General features: G+C 71.7%; 16 protein-coding genes. 4 read left to right on the top strand and 12 right to left on the bottom strand.

Annotated elements, in window-relative coordinates; genetic code table 11:
• Nucleotides 1-6: 6 nt before the first annotated feature.
• The gene (locus ABT057_RS19845) at nt 7-921 is read right to left on the bottom strand and encodes an NADP-dependent oxidoreductase (protein WP_352344377.1); all 915 of its coding nucleotides are present in this window, start codon (nt 919-921) and stop codon (nt 7-9) included.
• Between the two features lie 149 nt (nt 922-1,070).
• On the opposite strand from ABT057_RS19845, the gene ABT057_RS19840 reads away from it, so the two are divergent.
• Both ABT057_RS19840 and ABT057_RS19835 read left to right on the top strand, forming a co-directional pair.
• The gene (locus tag ABT057_RS19840; protein WP_352344376.1) at nt 1,071-2,165 is read left to right on the top strand and encodes an NAD(P)/FAD-dependent oxidoreductase; all 1,095 of its coding nucleotides are present in this window, start codon (nt 1,071-1,073) and stop codon (nt 2,163-2,165) included.
• Nucleotides 2,166-2,241: 76 nt separating this feature from the next.
• The gene (locus tag ABT057_RS19835; RefSeq protein WP_352344375.1) at nt 2,242-3,045 is read left to right on the top strand and encodes an SDR family NAD(P)-dependent oxidoreductase; all 804 of its coding nucleotides are present in this window, start codon (nt 2,242-2,244) and stop codon (nt 3,043-3,045) included.
• A gap of 66 nt (nt 3,046-3,111) precedes the next feature.
• Here the strand turns inward: ABT057_RS19835 and ABT057_RS19830 are convergent, their stop codons facing one another.
• The 3 genes from ABT057_RS19830 to ABT057_RS19820 form a co-directional block, all read right to left on the bottom strand.
• Nucleotides 3,112-4,548, bottom strand: coding sequence for an FAD-dependent oxidoreductase (locus ABT057_RS19830; protein WP_352344374.1), 1,437 nt, complete (start codon nt 4,546-4,548; stop codon nt 3,112-3,114).
• A 201-nt stretch (nt 4,549-4,749) separates the two neighbouring features.
• Nucleotides 4,750-5,505, bottom strand: a complete 756-nt coding sequence (locus ABT057_RS19825) for a response regulator transcription factor (protein WP_352344373.1) — start codon at nt 5,503-5,505, stop codon at nt 4,750-4,752.
• A 153-nt stretch (nt 5,506-5,658) separates the two neighbouring features.
• The gene (locus ABT057_RS19820; RefSeq protein WP_352344372.1) at nt 5,659-6,171 is read right to left on the bottom strand and encodes a MarR family winged helix-turn-helix transcriptional regulator; all 513 of its coding nucleotides are present in this window, start codon (nt 6,169-6,171) and stop codon (nt 5,659-5,661) included.
• A 135-nt stretch (nt 6,172-6,306) separates the two neighbouring features.
• On the opposite strand from ABT057_RS19820, the gene ABT057_RS19815 reads away from it, so the two are divergent.
• Nucleotides 6,307-7,755 carry an MFS transporter gene (locus ABT057_RS19815; RefSeq protein ID WP_352344371.1) on the top strand — a complete coding sequence of 483 codons (1,449 nt, stop codon included), beginning with the start codon at nt 6,307-6,309 and terminating at the stop codon, nt 7,753-7,755.
• Between the two features lie 131 nt (nt 7,756-7,886).
• Entirely contained in the window at nt 7,887-9,518 is a 1,632-nt protein-coding gene (locus ABT057_RS19810) for an LLM class flavin-dependent oxidoreductase (protein WP_352344370.1), read from the top strand.
• A gap of 10 nt (nt 9,519-9,528) precedes the next feature.
• Here the strand turns inward: ABT057_RS19810 and ABT057_RS19805 are convergent, their stop codons facing one another.
• From ABT057_RS19805 to ABT057_RS19770, 8 genes are all read right to left on the bottom strand, one after another.
• The gene (locus ABT057_RS19805) at nt 9,529-10,359 is read right to left on the bottom strand and encodes a sulfurtransferase (protein WP_352344369.1); all 831 of its coding nucleotides are present in this window, start codon (nt 10,357-10,359) and stop codon (nt 9,529-9,531) included.
• Complete coding sequence (locus ABT057_RS19800; RefSeq protein ID WP_352344368.1) at nt 10,352-11,401, bottom strand: LLM class flavin-dependent oxidoreductase; 1,050 nt, start codon at nt 11,399-11,401, stop codon at nt 10,352-10,354. The genes ABT057_RS19805 and ABT057_RS19800 overlap by 8 nt, the downstream gene beginning before the upstream one ends.
• Nucleotides 11,392-13,137 (bottom strand): dipeptide ABC transporter ATP-binding protein, encoded by a 1,746-nt coding sequence (locus tag ABT057_RS19795; RefSeq protein ID WP_352344507.1) that lies wholly within the window; start codon nt 13,135-13,137, stop codon nt 11,392-11,394. Before ABT057_RS19795 ends, ABT057_RS19800 begins: the two co-directional genes overlap by 10 nt.
• 5 nt (nt 13,138-13,142) lie before the next feature.
• Nucleotides 13,143-14,015, bottom strand: a complete 873-nt coding sequence (locus tag ABT057_RS19790) for an ABC transporter permease (protein WP_352344367.1) — start codon at nt 14,013-14,015, stop codon at nt 13,143-13,145.
• A complete protein-coding gene (locus ABT057_RS19785) occupies nt 14,012-14,971 on the bottom strand; it encodes an ABC transporter permease (RefSeq protein ID WP_352344366.1) in 960 nt (319 codons plus the stop codon). The genes ABT057_RS19790 and ABT057_RS19785 overlap by 4 nt, the downstream gene beginning before the upstream one ends.
• 12 nt (nt 14,972-14,983) lie before the next feature.
• Complete coding sequence (locus tag ABT057_RS19780; RefSeq protein WP_352344365.1) at nt 14,984-16,588, bottom strand: ABC transporter substrate-binding protein; 1,605 nt, start codon at nt 16,586-16,588, stop codon at nt 14,984-14,986.
• Between the two features lie 67 nt (nt 16,589-16,655).
• A complete protein-coding gene (locus ABT057_RS19775) occupies nt 16,656-17,570 on the bottom strand; it encodes an LLM class flavin-dependent oxidoreductase (protein ID WP_352344364.1) in 915 nt (304 codons plus the stop codon).
• A 70-nt stretch (nt 17,571-17,640) separates the two neighbouring features.
• Nucleotides 17,641-18,663, bottom strand: a complete 1,023-nt coding sequence (locus tag ABT057_RS19770; protein ID WP_352344363.1) for a methyltransferase — start codon at nt 18,661-18,663, stop codon at nt 17,641-17,643.
• Nucleotides 18,664-18,774: the final 111 nt, after the last annotated feature.

Genomic DNA, 18,774 nt, shown 5'->3' with positions numbered 1-18,774 from the left:
GGGCTCTCAAGCCAAGGGTGGCATCTCCAGGACGGTCTTGCCCCGGCCGTGTCCGCCCTCCACGGCCCGGACCGCCTGCGGTGCCCGCTCGAACGGAATCACGTGCGTCACCTTCGGGTCCAGGGCGCCGGTGCGGACCAGTTCCACGACCGCGCCCAGGATCGCGGGGTCGCGCACCGGCCCCACCGGTGCGCCGCCGAGTGCGGCGACGGCGTCCCGGTCGGCGCCGCTCACCAGTTTCGTACGGTCCGCCAGGAGCGCGGCGCTCTCGCGCAGGACCTCTCCGCCGACCAGGTCGAGTACGCCGTCCACGCGGCCCGGTATCCGCGCGGCGAGGCCGGGTCCGGAGGCGACGAACCGTACACCGAGTTCCTCGACGAACGCCCGCTTGTCCTCGGCCGCCGAGCCCACCACGGTCAGCCCCAGGCCCGCCGCGACCTGCGCGGCGGCCACGCCGACGCCTCCCCCGACACCGGTCACCAGCAGCGTCGCGCCTGGCGGCAGGGCGAGTTGGCGTACCGCGCCGTAGCCGGTGGCGGCGGCGATGGGCAGGGCGGCGGCGTCGGTCCAGGAGACTTCCGGCGGTTTGCGGACCGCCGCTCGCACGGGCAGCAGGGTGTACTGCGCGTACCCGCCTGTCGTCGGGCCGCCGAGGACCGCGTCGCCCACGGCGAAGCCGGTGGTGCCACGGCCGAGCGCGACGACCCTGCCTGCCGCCTCGCCGCCCATCACGGCGGGCAGCACGACGGCGGGCGCCCCGGCCGGGCGGCGGCCCGAACGGCGTTTCCAGTCGACGGGGTTGACGCCGGCCGCGCGTACAGCGACCAACAGGTCACCGGGGCCCGGAACCGGTCGCGGGAGGTCGGCGAAGTGCTCGACCTCCGGTCCACCGAAACGGTCGTACACATAGGCCAGGGGCATGCGACACCTCGATGTCTCTGTCTGGCTTCGGGCATTAATTGCCATGCAGATTGCACTTTACCTAAGTCGCCGGTTAGGCTTCCCTGGCGTCGGCGGAGCCCTGTCTTCCGCCAGTGGTACCGACACGGTGAGCACAAGGAGCGCAACATATGGGCAGCACGGTCGCGATCGTCGGCGGCGGATACGGAGGGGCTGCGCTGGTCCGTGAGCTGGACCCGGACTTGGACGTCGTCCTGATCGACCCCAAGGACGCCTTCGTCCACGCGGTGGCGGCCCTGCGCGGGCTGGTCGACAAGGAGTGGGCCAAGCGGATCTACTTCGGGTACGACGGGCTGTTCACCCGGGGTCGGCATGTGCGCGACCGCGCCGTGGCGGTGGACACGGGAGGTGTCACCACGGCCGACGGCACGCGCATCGACGCGGACTACGTCGTCCTCGCCACCGGTTCGTCGTACCCCTACCCGGCGAAGCCGGACACCGAAGACAGCGCCGACTCCGTGCTGCGGCACGCGGACACGCGGGCCGAACTCGCCGCCTCCTCCCGGGTGTTGCTGCTCGGGGCCGGTCCCGTCGGGCTTGAGCTGGCCGGGGAGATCACCGAGCAGTGGCCGCAGACGGAGGTGGTCGTGGTCGACCCCGCGGAGGACGTGCTGGGCGGGCGTTATCTGCCCGAGCTGCGCGGCGCGTTGCGCGAGCAACTGGCCCAGCGGGGCGTGCGGCTGGAGCTGGGCAGCGCGCTGACCGCCCCGCCGTCGGCGCCTGCGGGGGTGCGCGAGCCGTTCTCGGTCACCACCGAGGCGGGCATCCGGATCGACGCGGACCTGTGGTTCCGCTGCTACGGCATGACGCCGCTCAGCGACATGCTGGCCGGTGAACTCGCCGCCGCCCGGCGGCCGGACGGGCATGTGGAGGTCGACGAGCACCTGCGGGTGGCGGGCGCATCGAACGTGTTCGCCATCGGTGACGTCACGGCCGTGCCCGAGCCGAAGCGGTCCAAGGCGGCCACCGAACACGCCGTCACGGTCGCGGCCAACATCAGGGCGCTGGCCGCCGGGCGCCCGGTGGAGCAGACCTACCGGCCGGGGCCGGACGCGGTGCTCGTGCCGCTGGGTTCGACCGGCGGCGCCTCCCAGGTGCCGGGCCCCGAGGGTCCGGTCGTGCTGGGCGCGGCGGAGACCTCCGGCTACAAGGGCGCCGACCTGCTGCTCGGACGGTTCGGCGAGCTGTTCGGCGCCTCCGCCTGACCTTTCCGGACACCCGATACGACCGTACAGCGCCGCTTCCCCGCACGTCCGCCTGGCTACGAAAGGTCGGTCACCGATGACGAACGGAACGCAGTCCCTGGTCGGCAAGGTGGCCGTGGTCACCGGCGGCGCGGGAGGGATCGGCGTCGCGACGGTGGAGGCGCTGGCGGTCGCGGGGGCGCAGGTCGTCCTCGCGGACGTCGCGGACGACACGGCGAAGGCGGCCGCCGAGAAGCTGGCCGCGCAGGGGCTCTCGGTGGTCGGGCACGGCGTCGACATATCCTCCGAGGCGAGCGTCGAGCGGCTGGTGGACTTCGCCGTCGACACCTTCGGCGGCATCGACGTCCTGGACAACAACGCGGCGCTGACGTCCGCGATCCGGCAGGACCGGGACGTCGTGTCGATGTCGGTGGAGTTGTGGGACCAGGTACTCGCGGTCAATCTGCGGGGGCCGATGCTGCTGTGCAAGCACACGGTTCCGGTGATGATCGAGCGCGGCGGCGGGTCGATCATCAACATCACCAGCGGCCAGGGCCTGTCCGGTGACCGGGTGATGGTCGCCTACGGCAGCTCCAAGGGCGGGCTGATCGCGCTGACCCGGTTCGTGGCCGCCGCGTACGGCGCGGACGGCATCCGCTGCAACGCGGTCGCGCCGGGGCTGGTCCGCACGCCGGCGCTGGAGGCGGACATGCCGGTGCCGGTGCAGCAGATGTTCCAGAGCGCGAACCTGATCCCGCGCCTCGGTACTCCGGAGGACGTGAGCCAGTTGGTGGCGTTCCTCGCCTCCTCGGCCGCCTCGTTCATCACCGGGCAGGTGCTCTCCGTGGACGGCGGCTTCCTCGCCCACCTGCCGACGCTCTCGCCGCTGCCGCCGCGCTGAGGGCCCGGGATGGTCTGCGTACGGCCGGTGGTGGCGGACCGCTCTGACGCGGTCCGCCAAGTCCGGTCAGCCCGTCCAGGGGGCGAGGCCCGCCTCGATGACGGGGACCTGCGGCGCTCCCGCCCAGGCGTAGTAGCCGTCGGGGCGGACCAGGAGCGCCTCGTCGCCGCCGGTGCGGTGGGCGACGACCAGCCCGTCCCGGGCAAGCCCGCCGGCCTCCGTACCCGGCGGCAGGGCCAGCACGAAACGTCCCTCGCGCAGCACCTCGTACAGGCGCCCTCGGTCCAGCTCCAGGTCGGGGGCGCGCTTGCCGGTCAGGGGGTGCGCGCCTCTCGGGGCGGGGTAGGAGAAGCCGATGCCGGTGATCTCGCCGACGGCCTGCCGGGTCACCGGGCGTACGTGGGTGACCACCAGCTTGCGTACGGTGCGCAGGGCGATCTCCAGTGGGTTGTGGGCCATGGCGAGGCGCAGGTTGAGGCCGCTGCTGCGCAGGACCGCCTTGCCGATGGGGTGGCGTTCGGTGTGGTAGGTGTCCAGCAGGGCGTCGGCGGACCGGCCGTTGTGTACCGCCGCCAGCTTCCAGCCGAGGTTGGCGGCGTCCTGGAGGCCGGTGTTCATGCCCTGGCCGCCGGCCGGGGAGTGCTGGTGGGCGGCGTCGCCGGCCAGCAGGACGCGGCCCACGCGGTAGTCCGGGACCTGGCGTTCGTCGCTGTGGAAGCGGGACAGCCAGCGCGGGTCGTGCATCCCGAAGTCGGAGCCGAAGGCCCGCTCGATGAGTTCGCGCAGCTCCTCGAACTCGACCGGGGCGTCGTCGGGTTCGCCCCGGTGCGCGCGGTCCCAGCCGCCGACCCGCCAGTAGCCGTCACCGAAGGGGGCGATGAAACCGAACGCGCCGCCGGTGCCATGCACCCGCACCACGAGGGACGGCTCCTCGGTGAACTTCACGTCGGCGAGCGCGACCGACCGGATCACCACCTTTCCGGGGAAGGGCAGCCCGAGCGCCTCCCGCACCGCACTGCGCGCCCCATCGGCGCCGACGAGATACCTGGTCCGTACGGTCGTGTCGCCCGCCTCCGTCCGCACCGACACGGTGACGCCGTCGCCGTCCTGCTCCAGACCGGTGACCTCCGTGCCGTACCGGATGACCGCGCCGTTCTTCAGGGCCCGGCGCAGCAGCAGCTTCTCCACCTCGTACTGCGGGGTGACCAGCAGGAAGGGGAACCGGGACGGCAGCGTGCCGATGTCGAACGGCACCGCCCCGAACAGTCGCAGCTCGCGGATGGTCTGGCCGGTGAGGACGAGTTCGTCCGCGAGCCCCCGGGCGTCGAGGAGTTCGAGGGTCCGGGCGTGCACGCCGAAGGCGCGGGTCAGGTTACTGATGCCCTTCGGGCGCTTCTCCAGTACGACGACGTCGACGCCGGCCGCCGCGAGGTCACCGGCGAGCAGCAGCCCGGTGGGGCCTGCGCCGGCGACGACGGCGGGGAACTCATGCGTGTGAGACATCCGCGACTCGCTTCCATCGGTGGGAATCGGAGTCCGCCCCCCTGGAGGGGTCGGAAAACGCGGTGGTGCCGGAATCCGTTTTCAGGTCCGGCACCACGCGAGTGATTTTCGGGCGGTCGCCTCGATCTATTCCGTCGCGGCGACAAAAGTTACGGCAAAAAAAGGCCGCATGTAGCTCTTCGTATTGCCATGAGCGGAAATTCAGGCGTGTCCGAGCCGGAATCCGACGCCGCGTACGGTGACGACCCAGCCGCTGTCGCCGAGCTTTCTGCGGAGGCTGCTGACGTGGGTGTCGACGGTCCGCCGGGACCAGGAGTCGCCCCACACCTGCTGGAGCAGGCGCTTGCGCGAGATGACCGTGTCGGGGTGGGAGGCGAGCAGGCAGAGGAGGTCGAACTCCTTGCGGGTCAGCTCCACGCTGTGGCCGTCCATGCAGACCTCGCGGGAGTTCACGTCGATGTGCAGCGGGCCGTGGTCGATCGCCCGGCTCAGCCTGCTCTGGATGCGCACACGCCTCATGACCGCGTCGATGCGGGCCATCAGCTCACGGAAACCGTACGGCTTGACCAGGTAATCGTCCGCGCCGGCCTGGAGTCCGAGGACTCTGTCCAGCTCCGAGCCGCGCGCGGTGACGACGATCAGCGGGACACAACTGACGGCGCGGATGGCCTTGCACACCTCCAGGCCGTCCAGGTCCGGCAGTTCGAGTTCCGTCAGGACGAGGTCCACGCTCTCGTGGGCGGCCAGGGCGACGCTGCCCCGGTCCACGGCGGCCACCTCGTGGCCGTGCCGGCGCAGCCCCTCCTCCAGGGCGCAGGCCGCAGAGGCGTCGCCCTCGACGAGCAGGATGCGCCAGCCTGCGGTGCCGGGTACCGCGACAGGTGCCGGGCCCGGCAGGAGTTCGGTGCGCTGGTTGGGTATAAGAGGCCCTCGCAAGAACTCTGACGTCTGCGTCATACTCTCTCCCCCGGTAAGTCATGTTCGTCGCACGAAGCAAAACTCACGCACGATTCTATGAAATCGGGGCCGCGCATTCCAACCCGACGCAGTGAAGTTTCTGTTGCAGCAGTATGAAACGGTTTTCGGTCACTTGGCGCGCGGAATCTTCCTTTACGAAATTCGGTTGCGTGTTTCTCGGCGCGGCCGGTCGTCGGCGTCCAGCAGTCTGCGCAGCAGCATCGTCAGCGTGTCCCGCTCCTCGGGGGTGAAGCAGCTGAGGAAGGAGTCCTGGGACTCCTGGGCCACCTGCCACAGTCGGCGCTGCAACTGGGCCCCCTCGTCGGTCAGTTCGACCAGTTGCCGGCGCCGGTCGGACCGGTCGCGGGTGCGGCGCACCAGCCCGCGCTCCTCGATCGCGTCCAGATAGCCGCCCAGGTGGCTGCGCTGGAAGCCGAGCCGGTCGGCCAGCACGTGCTGGGGCAGCGGGCCGAAGTCCGAGAGCGCGGTCAGGGTCGCGAAGTGCGGCAGCCGCAGCCCGTGCCGGCCCACCGCCTCGACGAGCGCGTCGTGGCCGATTCGCGCCATGTGCCCGGCGAGGTACGACGGCAGCGCCAGCAGGCTCGGCGGGCGAGGCGCGCTGTCCTGGGTTGTGGCACCCGAAGCAGATTCAGGGGTTTCGCTCATGCGTTCACGATACGGGAATGCGGTGACTGGACGTAAGAATGACATCGTGTAATCATTACAAGACGATACTAGTTCGGCGCTCATTCCGTGCTCCGAAACAGCGGACCGAGGCGCCCGTCCCCGGAGGACCGCTCCATGACCGACACACCAGCCCCCGGCGCACAGCGCGGCACCGCCGCCCCGTTCGGCGCCCTGCTCCTGGCCGTCCTGTCCTTCTCCCTGATGCAGACGATGGTCGTGCCCGCGCTGCCCGACCTCCAGCGCGAGTTCGACGCCTCGACGACGGCCGTCTCCTGGGTGCTCAGCTCCTTCCTGCTCACCGCGTCGGTGGCGACGGCCCTGCTGGGGCGGGTCGGCGACATGTTCGGCAAGCGCCGGGTGCTGATCGCCAGCCTCACCGTCTTCGCCGCGGGCACCCTGCTCGCCGCCCTGTCCGACTCGCTCACCCTGCTGATCGCGGCGCGCGCAGTGCAGGGTGTCGGGTCGGCCGCCTTCCCGCTGGCGTTCGGGATCGTGCGCGACCAGTTCCCGCGCGAGCGGGTGCCGGTGGCGATCGGCCTGATCTCGTCCACGTTCGGCATCGGCTTCGGCGTCGGGCTCGTCATCCCCGGCCCGATCGTCGACGCCCTCGATTGGCACTGGATCTTCTGGCTCGGACTGGTCGTCATCCTGCTCGGCATCGCCGCCGTCACCGCGTTCATCCAGGAGTCCTCGGCCACCAACCCCGAGCGCATCGACTGGGCCGGTGTGGTGCTGCTCAGCGCGGGTGTCGTGGCACTGCTGCTCGCCATCAGCGAGGGCAAGTCGTGGGGCTGGACGTCCGGCGGGATCGTCGGCCTGTTCCTCGCCGCCGTCGTGCTGCTCGCGGTGTTCGTATACGCCGAGAGCAAGGTCCGCGAGCCCCTCATCGACCTCGAACTGCTGCGCCGACCCGCCGTGCTGACCAGTCACATCACCGCGCTCATCATCGGGTTCGGCATGTACGGCGCGTTCACGCTGGTGCCGCTGCTCGCCCAGACCCCGTCCAAGGCCGGGTACGGCTTCGACGCGTCCGTAACCGAGGCCGGGCTGTTCATGGTGCCGATGGCCGTGACGATGCTGATCGCCAGCCCCCTCGCCGGGCGCATCGGCGCGGCCGTCGGCTGGAAGCTGCCGCTCGTCCTGGCCTGCCTGATCGGCGTCGTCGGCTTCGCGGTCTATGCGGGCGCGCACGACACCGAGTGGACCATGTACGTCGGCTCCGGGGTCCTCGGCATCGGAGTCGGTTTCGCCTTCGCCGCCCTCGCGAACCTCGTCGTCAGCGCGGTCGACCGCAGCCAGACCGGCGAGGCGACCGGCATCAACACGATCATGCGTACGATCGGCGGCTCCCTCGGCGCCCAGATCGCCGCGTCGATCGTCGTCTCCAAGACGATCCCCGGCACCCGAGTACCCGCCGAGTCCGGCTACACCACCGCGTTCGTCATGTCGGCGATCGCCCTGGGCGTCGCGACGCTGGCCGCGCTGGCGGGTCCGGGCAGGTTCTGGGGCAGGACTCCGGCGCCGGTGGCTCCGGACATGGAGCAGTCACCGTCGGCGGCTTGAGGGGGCTGGGTGCGGGCATCCATGCAAGCACAACCACCCTGCCGCACCGGCCAGTTGCCATCCCCGCCCGCCGGGAGACGCCCGGCACCCCTGCCTCAACGTCGCGCCGACAACCAGGAGTTCGCGCACATATGCCTGACTACGGACACGACCTCCTCTTCGGTGCCGTCCTGGTGCCGAGTGCGGGGCATGCCGAGGACGCGGTGGAGCTGGCCCGGGTCGCCGACCGGGCGGGACTGGATCTGGTGAGCGTGCCGGACCACCCTTACCGGCCGGACCTGCTCGACGCGTGGATGGCGCTCGCGGTGATCGCCGCGTCCACCACCCGCGTACGGGTCTTCCCGAACGTCGCGAACCTCCCGCTGCGCCCGCCCGCCGTGCTGGCCCGCACCGCCGCCGGCCTGGACCTGCTCAGCGGGGGCCGGGTCGAACTGGGGCTGGGTGCCGGGGCGTACTGGGACTCCATCGCCGCCGACGGCGGACCGCGCCGCGGTCCCGGCGAGGCGGTGCGGGCGACCCGCGAGGCCATCGACGTCATCCGGGCACTGTGGAGCGAGGGCCGACGGGTCCGCGTACCCGGCGAGCACTACAGGCTCGACGGCGCCACCGCGGGACCGGCACCCGCTCACCCCATCGGCATCTGGGTCGGCGCGGTCGGCCCCCGCATGCTGAGGCTGACCGGCGCGACGGCGGACGGCTGGCTGCCCAGCGTCCCGCACGTACCGCCGGGCCGCCTCGCGGCAGGGCACCGGGTCGTCGACGAGGCGGCGGTCTCCGCCGGCCGCGACCCGTCCGAGGTCCGCCGGCTGTACAACCTCTCACCGGGACCGGGCGGCTTCCCGCAGGGCCCACTCGACGCCTGGCCCGAGCAACTCGCCGCGCTCACCCTCGAACACGGCACCAGCAGCTTTCTGCTGCCCGCCCATCAGCCGGGCCTGCTCCAGGCGTTCGCTGCAGAAGTGGCACCGGCGACACGGCAGTTGGTGACGGCGGAACGCAAGCGTGCGGCGGAAAAACCGAGTTCGGCGAACGGCTCGGGCACGGCGGGTGGCCGGGGCGATGTCGCCGGGCAGCGTGCGGGTGGTGCTGGGGCCCCGGTCCCGGCCGCCTTCGCCCGGAACCGCCCCCGCCCCCGAGCCACCCCCTCCGGGGATCCACTGTCCGTACGGCCCACTCCGCCCCCGAAGGCGTGGCGGTCCGCCGAGCGGTTGTGGGACGAGTCGACGCGCCCCGTCGGGCCACCCGCCGACCCGGAGCGGCGCTATCCGCGTCGCGAGCAGGAGCCGGCCCGGAATCTCGTCGCCGCGCACGATCAGCTCCGCGCCGATCTCGACCGGCTCGGTGAGGTGGTGCGGGAGGTGCTGGCCGACACCCTCGCCCCGGTGGACGCGCGGTCGGAGATCCAGCGGCTGAGCCTGCGGCAGAACGCCTGGACGCTCGGCGCGTACTGCGCGTCGTACTGCCGGATCACCACCCTGCACCACACCCGGGAGGACGAGGACCTCTTCCCCTACCTGCGCCGCTCCGATCCCCGGCTCGGCGAGGTGCTGGACCGGCTGACCGAGGAACACCACGCCATCCACGGGGTGATCGAGCACATCGACCGTGAACTGGTCGCCTTCGTCGGCGAGGAGGGCGGTGAGAAGGAACGGGAGGCGCTACGGGCGGCGATGGACCTGCTCACCGACGCACTCCTGTCACATCTCGCTTACGAGGAGCGGGAGTTGATCGAACCGATGGCGAGATTCGGGACGGGCTGGTGAACACCGGCCCCTACCCGGGCTCCTCGCCCGTCGCCACCGGCCGGGACAGGTCCGTCGACCAGGCGGACCAGGAGCCCGGGTAGAGGGCCGCGCCGGTGATGCCGGCGTGTTCGAGGGCGAGGAGGTCGTGGCAGGCGGTGACTCCGCTGCCGCAGTAGACGACGACGTCGGTGCCGTCCTCAACCCCCAACCGCTGGTAGCGCACGCGGAGTTGGGTGGGCGTCAGGAACGCGCCGTCCGGTGTGAGGTTCGCGCTCCAGGGGGCACTGTGGGCGCCTGGGATGTGGCCGGAACGGACGTCCGCCGGGAGGACGTTCGCACCGGAGTACCGGTCGGCGGCACGGGCGTCGAGGACGATCGCGTCGCCCGCCGCGACCTGATCGGCACTGCGCAGCGCCTCCTGGGGCCACTTCACCGGCGTCAGCCGCGCCTCGGGGAGTACGACGGCGCCGGTCTCGGTCTCACCGGGCCAGCCCGTCAGCCCGCCGTCGAGCAGGGCGGCGGGCCGTCCGGTGCGGCGCAGCAGCCACACCAGCCGGGCGGCGTACGGCCCTCCGTCGGCGTCGTACGCCACCACGGTCGTACCGTCCCCGATGCCGAGCGCGCCCAACGCCCTTGCGAACTCGGCCGGTTCGGGCAGGGGGTGGCGTCCGCCGGTCTCGTCGGGCGGGGCGGACAGAACCGTGTCGACGTCGACCCAGACCGCGCCGGGCACATGGCCGGCGAGGTAGGCGTCGTAGCCGCTGCGGCCGTCCAGGAACCAGCGGACGTCGGCGAGGACGAGGGTGTCGCGGTGGGCGCGCACCCACCCGGCGTCGACCACGGGCGGCAGCTCAGGCACCGGCCACCGCCTCGGTCCCGAGACCGGCGACCTGGGGAAGGACCTCGGCGGCGGTCAGTTCGGTGGCCGCCTGGACCTCCGCGTACGGGATGCCTCCGACGTCGATGGCGAGGAGGTGCAGGTCGTGGCCCCACAACTCGTGCAGGCGGCCCAGTTTGTCGACGACCTCGGCGGGGCTGCCGCAGATCGCGGGCCCGTTGTCGCCGATGTACGTGTCGAAGTCCGGCGGGGTCGTGAAGTGCGTGGTGCCGGGCTTCTTCACGGTCAGGTAGTTGTCCATGTAGGAGGCCCACACGGCGCGCGCCCGCTGGGACGACTCGGCGACGAAGACATGGCTGGCGGCGCCGAGCCTGCCGGGCGGGTCGGTGCGTCCGCTCTCCTGCCACAGGGTGCGGTACGCGGCGAAGACCGGTACGAACGTGCCGGGTTCACGCGCGGTGGTCCCCACGACCAGTGGCAGCCCGTGTTCCACCGCGAGCTGCACGGACTCCGACCCGACTCCGCCGCTGATCCACAGCGGCGGCTTCGGCTGCAACGGCCTCGGCTGTACGGTGACTTCGGCCAGCGGCGGCCTGAACTCGCCCTGCCAGGTGACCCGTTCCTCGGTCCACAGCCGGATCAGCAGCTCCGTGTTCTCCCGTTTGCGCGCCGCCTTCGACTCAAGGGACTGACCGAACACCGCGTACGGCTCGGGGAAGAAAGAGCCGCCCGCGATGAGTTCGAGCCGGCCGCCGGACAGCAGGTCGACGAGCGCGTAGTCCTCGGCGACGAGTACGGGGTCGCGGTTGGCGACGAGCGTGGTCCCTGTCGCCAGCCTGATCGTCGACGTGTGCTCCGCGATCGCGGCCAGCACCAGCGCGGGCGAGGAGATGACGTCTCGCTCCCCGAAGTGGTGCTCGCCGACGGTGTACCAGACGAACCCGGCGTCCTCCGCCTCCGCCGCCGCGCGCACCACGTCCCGCAACCGCTGGCGCTGGGTGAGGGTCCTGCCGGTGAGCGGGTCGGGCAGAAGACTGCCGAACGTGATGAGCCCTAGCTGCATGGAATGTCCTCCGTCGCGCTGCGGCCCGGCACGGCGGCCAACAGCTCCCGGGTGTAAGGGTGTTGCGGCGACCGCAGCAGTTCCTCCGCGGGCCCGCTCTCCACGATCCGGCCGCCGCGCATGACCGCGATCCGGTCACTGACCTGCGCGACGACAGCCAGATCGTGAGAGATGAACAGATAACTCAGCCCACGCCGCTCCTGAAGCCCGACGAGCAGCTCCAGGATCCGGGCCTGAACGGTGACGTCGAGCGCGGACACCGGCTCGTCGCACACCAGCAGTTCCGGCCCGAGCGCCAACGCCCGTGCGATGGCGACCCGTTGCCGCTGGCCCCCGGACAACTCAGCCGCCTTGCGCCGCTCCACGCCGGCCGGCAGCGCCACATCGTCGAGGAGCCGCCGCACCTCCCCGCCCCACTCCGCCCTGCTCCCGATCCCGTGGTTCCGCAACGGCTCGGTCAGCAACTCCTCGACGGTGGAACGGGGGTTCAGCGAGGCGTACGGATTCTGATAGACAAGCTGGATACGACGGTGGAGCGCCCGCCGCGCGGCTCCCCGCACGGTGGTGACATCGACCCCGTCCAGCAGCACCGTGCCGCTGTCGACCCGCTCCAGCCCGAGAATCATCCGCGCGGTCGTCGACTTCCCCGACCCGGACTCCCCCACCACGCCCAGGGTCTCGCCCCTGCCCAACTCGAACCCGACCCCGTCGACGGCGGTGCGTGTACGACGTCGTGACAGCACCGGGCCCCGGACGGGGAAGGCCCGGGTGAGACCGGTGACACTCAACAGGGGAGCCGGTGAAGCCAGTTCGCTGGGGGTAGGCCGAGCGGTGAGGGTGGCCGCAATCGCTGACGCTGGGTCAGCCTTGCCGGAACGGCCACGCGGAGGCCGGGCCGTGAGGGTCGGCGCGTCCGCCAACAGTGCGCGTGTGTACGGGTGTTGGGGATCCGCGAGTACCCGCCCGGCAGGCCCCACCTCTACCACCCGCCCCTGGGACATCACCACCACGTGCTGCGCCCGGTCGGCGACCACCGCGAGGTCGTGGGTGACCAGGAGCATGGCGGTGCCGGTGGTGGTGACGACTTCCTGGAGATGGTCGAGGAGTTGGCGTTGGACCGTGACGTCGAGGGCCGAGGTGGGTTCGTCGGCGATGAGGAGGCGGGGGCGGGCGGCAGTGGCGATGGCGATGAGCACGCGTTGGCGCATGCCACCGGAGAGTTCGTGGGGGTACTGGCGGGCACGCTGTGCCGGATCGAGCAGTCCGGCCTCGGCGAGGAGGTCGACGGCTCGGGCGGGGGCGTCCCTGCGGGTGGCCAGGCCGTGTACCCGGAGCACCTCGGCGACCTGCGCGCCGACCGGCTTGACCGGGTCGAGGCTGACGCCGGGGTCCTGCGGGATCAGCCCGATACGCCGCCCCCGCACCTGTCGCCAGGCCCGCTCCCCGAGCCCGGTCAGCTCATCGCCCTGGAGCCGGACAGAACCGCCCAGCACCACACCCCCGGCCGGCAACAGCCCGACCAGCGCATGAGCGGTACTGCTCTTCCCCGACCCGGACTCCCCCACCACAGCGGTGATCTCCCCGGCCGCCGCTCTCAGATCGAGCCCGTCCACAGCGAGGTGCGTACCACTCGCGGCGCGGTACCCGATCCGCAGCCCTCGCACGGCCAGCAGCGGATCCCCGGCCGACTCCACAGGGGGAACCGCAGCCGAGTCGTGATCACGCACCCGTTCCACCGGATTCACCGATGTCCCCCTTCCGCTTCGAGCACCCGTGACAGCCGGTTCGCCGCGAGGACGACGACCGTGACCGTGAGACTGGGCAGAGTGGTCAGCCACCAGGCCGTCGCTAGGTAGTTGCGGCCGTCGGCGACGAGGGAGCCCCATTCGGGGGCCGGTGGGGGTTCGCCGTAGCCCAGGAAGCCCAGACTGGAGACGGCGAGGACGACGAGGCCGAAGTCGAGGGCGGCCAGGGCCAGGACGGGGCCGATGGCGGACGGGAGGATGTAGCGGGGAAGGATGCGCCACCATCGCGCGCCGCAGAGGATCGCGGCCTCGACGTACGGTGCGGCCCGTACGCGCAGTACTTCCGCCCGCATGACTCGGGTGAACGCGGCGACGCTGGTCGCGCCGATGGCGACGGCGATCTGGCCGGTGCCCACGCCGAGCGCGGTGACGAGGGTGAGGGAGAGCAGGAGCGGCGGGACGGACATCGTGACCTCGACGGCCCGCATGATGACCGCGTCCGTCCAGCGGCCGAAGAACCCGGCGACGAGCCCGAGGATCACTCCGCCGCCCAGGGCGATGAGGATGGCCAGGGCGGTGGCGCGGAGCGAAAGGGCTGCGCCGTGGACCACTCGGGCGTAGATGTCGCGGCCCAACTGGTCTGTTCCGAAGGGATGTTGGGCGCTCGGCGGTTGGAAGCGGTCCGCCGGTACGCCGGTGAGGGGGCTGCGGGAGGTGAACCAGTCCGGTACGAGGACCCAGCCGAGGACCAGCGCGAGGACGAGGACGGAGAGCGTGACGCCGGGTGAGCGGAGTGGGGCCGAGAACACGCGGCGAAGCCGTGCGGGCTCCTGGACCGGCTCGACGGGCAACTGAGTCAGCGTCGTCATGCGGTCACCAGCCGTCCCGTGGCGCGGATCCGGGGGTCGAGCACCGGATACAGCAGGTCGATCAGCAGGTTGACCACCGCGAAGGCCAGCGCGGCGACTACCACCACCCCCTGTACGACCGGCAGGTCCTGCGCGGAGACGGCGGACTGGGTGACGCGGCCCATGCCGGGCCGTGAGAAGACCGTCTCGACGACGACCGCGCCGCCGATCAGGGAGCCGACGAGCATCCCGGCGACGGTCGCGGCCGGGATGGCCGCGTTGCGCAGCCCGTGGCCGAAGAGGAGCCGGGCCCGGCCCGCGCCAGTGGCGCGGACCGTGTCGGCGTACGGCTCCTGGAGGGTCGTGTGGAGGGACTTGCCGAGGACCTGGGCGACGAGTGCGGCTCCCGGGATCGCCATGGTGCAGGCGGGCAGGATCACGCTGTCGAAGCCGCTGTCGCCGAGGGAGGGGAAGAGGTGCCAGCGGAAGGAGAGGAACTGGATCAGGACGAGCCCCACCCAGAAGGAGGGCAGGGACACCGCGAACGACGGGAGTGAGCGCAGGAGTTGGCGTAGGAGAGGGCTCGCGGTGAGGTTCGCGGCGACTCCGAGCAGCGTGCCCAGGGTCAGCGCGAGCAGCAGTGCGAGGGTGCCGACCTGGAGGGTCGGCGGGATCGCGTCGGCGATCATGCGGGAGACCGGCTGCCCGGTCTGGAGGGACGCGCCGAGGTCGCCGTGGAGCGCGTCGGCGAGCGCGGAGCCGTACTGGACCATCAGCGGCCGGTCGAAGCCGAGTTCCGCGCGCGCCTGGGCGATCTGCTGCGGTGTCAGTTCGGCGAAGCCGCCGCGCCCGCTGAGCATGAGCGCGACCGGGTCGCCGGGCAGCAGTCGCAGCGCGACGAAGGTGAGGGTGAAGGCGGCCCAGACGACGAACACCGCGCGCAGTGTCCGGGTGGCCGCGTACAGGGCCGTGTGCACAGTCGACCTCCCTCAGCCCAGCCAGGTGTCGTACAGGTCGAACCGGTTGGAGGCGTCGAGCGTGAAGCCCTTGACCTTGTCGGAGACGCCGTGGACCTGGGCGCCCTCGTACAGCGGGACGGTGTCGGCGTGGTCGAGGATCCAGCGGACCGCGTTGGACACGGCGGTCTGGCGGGTCTTCGCGTCGGTCGCCGCGGCCTCCTGCTCAAGGTAGGTGTCGAGTTCGCTCGGCGGCAGGTGCCAGAGGTTGGCGCTCTTGGTGTAGAAGATGTTGCGCAGGACGTCCGGGTCGGCGCGGGTGACACCGACGGCGGTGAGGTCGAAGTTGCCCTTCTGCTGCTGCTCGACGTAGACGGCGGGGGTGACGGCCTTCAGCTTCAGGTCGACGCCGATCTTCCGGAGCTGCTGCTGCACGGCCTCGTTCGCGGGCGGCATCGGCGCGGGGATCAGCCAGGTGAGGGCGAGCGGCTTGCCGTCCTTCTCGCGGATGCCGTCCTTGCCCTCCTTCCAACCCGCGCTGTCCAGCAGGGATTCGGCGCCCTGCGGGTCGTAGCGGAGTCTGTCGGAGAAGTCCTCGTAGTACGGCGTCGTCGAGGACAGCACGCTTGTGGCGGGCTGGTACGAGTCGCTGAACACGGAGTCGACGAGCCCCTGCCGGTCGATGCCCTCGAGGAGCGCCTCGCGGACCTTCCGGTCGGCGAGGATCCCCTGATGGTTGAGGGAGAGCGGCGGTACGAGCCCGGGTCCCGGCGCCGACAGGACGCGGAAGCCGTTGCCCTTGAACTGGGCCTCGTCCGTGGGCTGAAGTGCCTTGGCCATGTCGACCTGACCGGAGGAGAGGGCGCCGGTGCGGGCGCCGGCCTCCGGGATGAACGTGAACTTCACCTCGTCGAGGCGGGCGGCGCCCTTGTGCGTGGCGAGGGACGACGGCCAGGCGTAGTCCGCCCGCTTCTTCAGTACGGCTTCCTGGTTGGTGGTGTAGTGGTCCAGGACGTACGGGCCCGAGCCGATGAACTTGCCCCGGCAGCGGTCGGCGGCCGAGGCCGTGAACGACGCGGGCGACAGGATCCCCAGGCCGACGGTCGAAGTCGCCTGGAGGAACTGGGCGTTGGCCGTCGCGAACTTGACGGTGAGGGTGTGCGCGTCGGTGACGGTCGTGCCCTGGTAGCCGATCAGATAGCTGGGGGCGCCGTTCGCGGGCAGCTTCACCAGGTTGTCGAACGTGGCCTTCACCGCCGCCGCGTCGACGGGCTTGCCGTCGCTGAAGGTGACGCCGTCGCGCAGCACGAACGTGAACGCGCTGCCGTCCGCGCTGGTCGTGAACGACTTCGCCAGCCACGGCACGATCTTGCCGGACTTCGGATCCTGAGCGGTGAGCGAGTCGACCACGGACCGGGTGACGTCGATCGCGCTGATCTGCCCCGTCTGCTGCGGATCCAGGCACCCCGGATCCGCCTCGGCCCCGACCAGCAGCGTCCCCCCGTCACGCGGCGCCCCGTCGCTCGTACCGCCCGAGTCCCCGCCCCCGCCCGAACATGCGGCGACGGGCAGGACGACCGCGAGCAGCGCGCCCGCGAGACGAAGCCGACGGCGCGAGCGGGTGGTTCTGGTGGGCATCTCAGGACCTTTCTCAAAGGAACTCGGGTCTCGAAGGGACTCGGGAGAAACGGCGAGGGGGGGTTCGTCAGCCCTTGGCGACCGCCTCACGGACGGCCGGCACGATCTCCTCGGCCCACCGCCCGAGGCCGACCTGCCCCGAGGGGTCACCGGACGCGAAGTACACGAACCCGGATGCGCCGTGTTCGAGGACGGCCTCGGTCAGTTCGGTGATCCACTGGCCGACGGAACCACCCAGCCACCGCCCGGACGAGTCGCGCGGGGCGTTGACGGGGGCGTCGGTGATGCGGGCCGGCAGGTTGAAGACGGTCGCGATGTCCGCGGGGTCACGGCCGACGGAGCGCGCGGCTTCCTCGACCAGCGGCCGTGAGCTGCGGTACCGCTCGCTGTGCCAGTCCGCCGCGTTGCCGGGGATCCAGCCGTCCGCCGAACGCCCGGTGACCGCGAGGGACTTGGGGCCCACGGACCCCGTCCAGACCAGCGGCGCGGGCACCGGCGCCGGGTCGAGCCCGACGACCTGGGTGAACTCGCCGTCCAGGGTGACCGGGGCCGGGCCGCCGGACAGCGCCCGCACCAGGCCGATGGCCTCCTCCAGGGCGCGTACGGCGGCGGCCGGGTCGAGCCGGGTGACACCGAAGCGGGCGATGTCGTCCCAGTAGCCGCCCGCGCCGATGCCGAGGACGACCCGGCCCCCGGAGAGCGCGGACAGCGTCGACAGGGTGCGGGCCAGCAGCGGCACCGGGCGGGTCGGCAGGTTGGTGACGGTCGTGACGCCGGTGATGGTCCGGGTCCGGCCGAGGAGCAGTCCGAGCGTGCCGTACGCCTCCAGCCGATCGCCGTAGTACGGGTGGTCGGACAGGGCGAAGAAGTCGAGCCCCGCCCGGTCGGCGTACTCGACCCGGCGTACGACGTCCGGCGCGTCGTCGACGGCGACCCCCGGTCCGATCCCGAACCACAGTTTGCGTGCGAGCCGTTCTGTCATCTGCTTCTTTCCTCGGTACGGATTCTCGGTACGGATTTCAGTGGGCCTTACCGGAGACACCCACTCCGTGTCAGACCCGTGCAGCCTCGATCACGCTGCAATGCCCACCCGGCACGACCCGCGTCAGCTTGAGCCCCGAGTCCGCCAGCAGCGCCTCGAACTCACCGGCCGTACGCTGCTGTCCCCCGGCGACGACCAGCATGTCGAGGTCCATCAGGGAAACCGTCGGCGAGGGCCGAGGCCGGTCCGGCAACACGGCCTCGACCAGCAACACGTGCCCCTCGTCGGCCAGCGCGGCACGCGCGTTGGTCAGGATGCGCCGGGACTGCTCGTCGTCCCAGTCGTGGATGATGTTGGAGAGGATCACGGCGTCACCGCCGCCCGGCACGGACTCGAAGAAGTCCCCGGCGACCAGCTCCGCCCGGTCGGCCACCCCGGCGTCCCGCAGCGGCTGCCCGGCCGAGGCGATGACCTCGGGCCGGTCGTACAGAATCCCGCGCGTCCCGGGCGCGGACGCGAGGACGGCGGCCAGCAGCGCGCCCCGCCCGCCGCCCGCGTCGACGATCGTCGGGAACCGCCCGAAGTCGTACGCGGCGACGACCGGCGCGATGATCTGCCGGGACGCCTCGGTCATGGCCCGGTCGAAGACGCCGAGCACGTCGGGGTGGTCGTGCAGGTAGTCCCAGACGGACTTGCCGAGCACCTCGGGGAAGGCGGTGTGCCCGGTGCGTACGGCGTCGGCGAGGCCGGCCCAGGCGTGCCGTTCGGCGGGCAGCCCGGTCCAGATCGCGAAGTTGCGCAGGCTGACCGGGCTGTCGGCGCGCAACGCGTCGCCCAGCGCGGTCAGTTCGAAGACCTGGCCGTCGTGTTCGGTGAACAGGCCGATATCGGCGCCGGCCCGCAGCAGCCGGTAGAGGCTGGGCGCGTGCGTGTCGGTCGCGGCGGCGAGTTCGGCTAGCGGTCGGGGGCCTTCGGCGAGCGCGTCGGCGACGCCGAGTTCGGCGGTCGCACTGACCGCCTGGGCGAGCCATCCTGCGGTGACGAGCTGCAACACCTGTGCGTGCAGGGGCAGTTCACGGGTGCCTGGGGGCATGGCGGAGCTTCCTCCTTGGCGGCGGGGTCGGCCGGTGGGGTCCGACCGGGACACACCGACAGGCCCACCTGAAGTGTGTCGAGGCCGGTCGGGCGGTACAAGCCGAGCTGA

It is taken from the genome of Streptomyces sp. NPDC002588, assembly GCF_040295925.1.
Lineage (GTDB): Bacteria > Actinomycetota > Actinomycetes > Streptomycetales > Streptomycetaceae > Streptomyces.
Note: the sequence above shows the minus strand (reverse complement) of the source record. Positions and strands in the feature narration are given on the sequence as shown.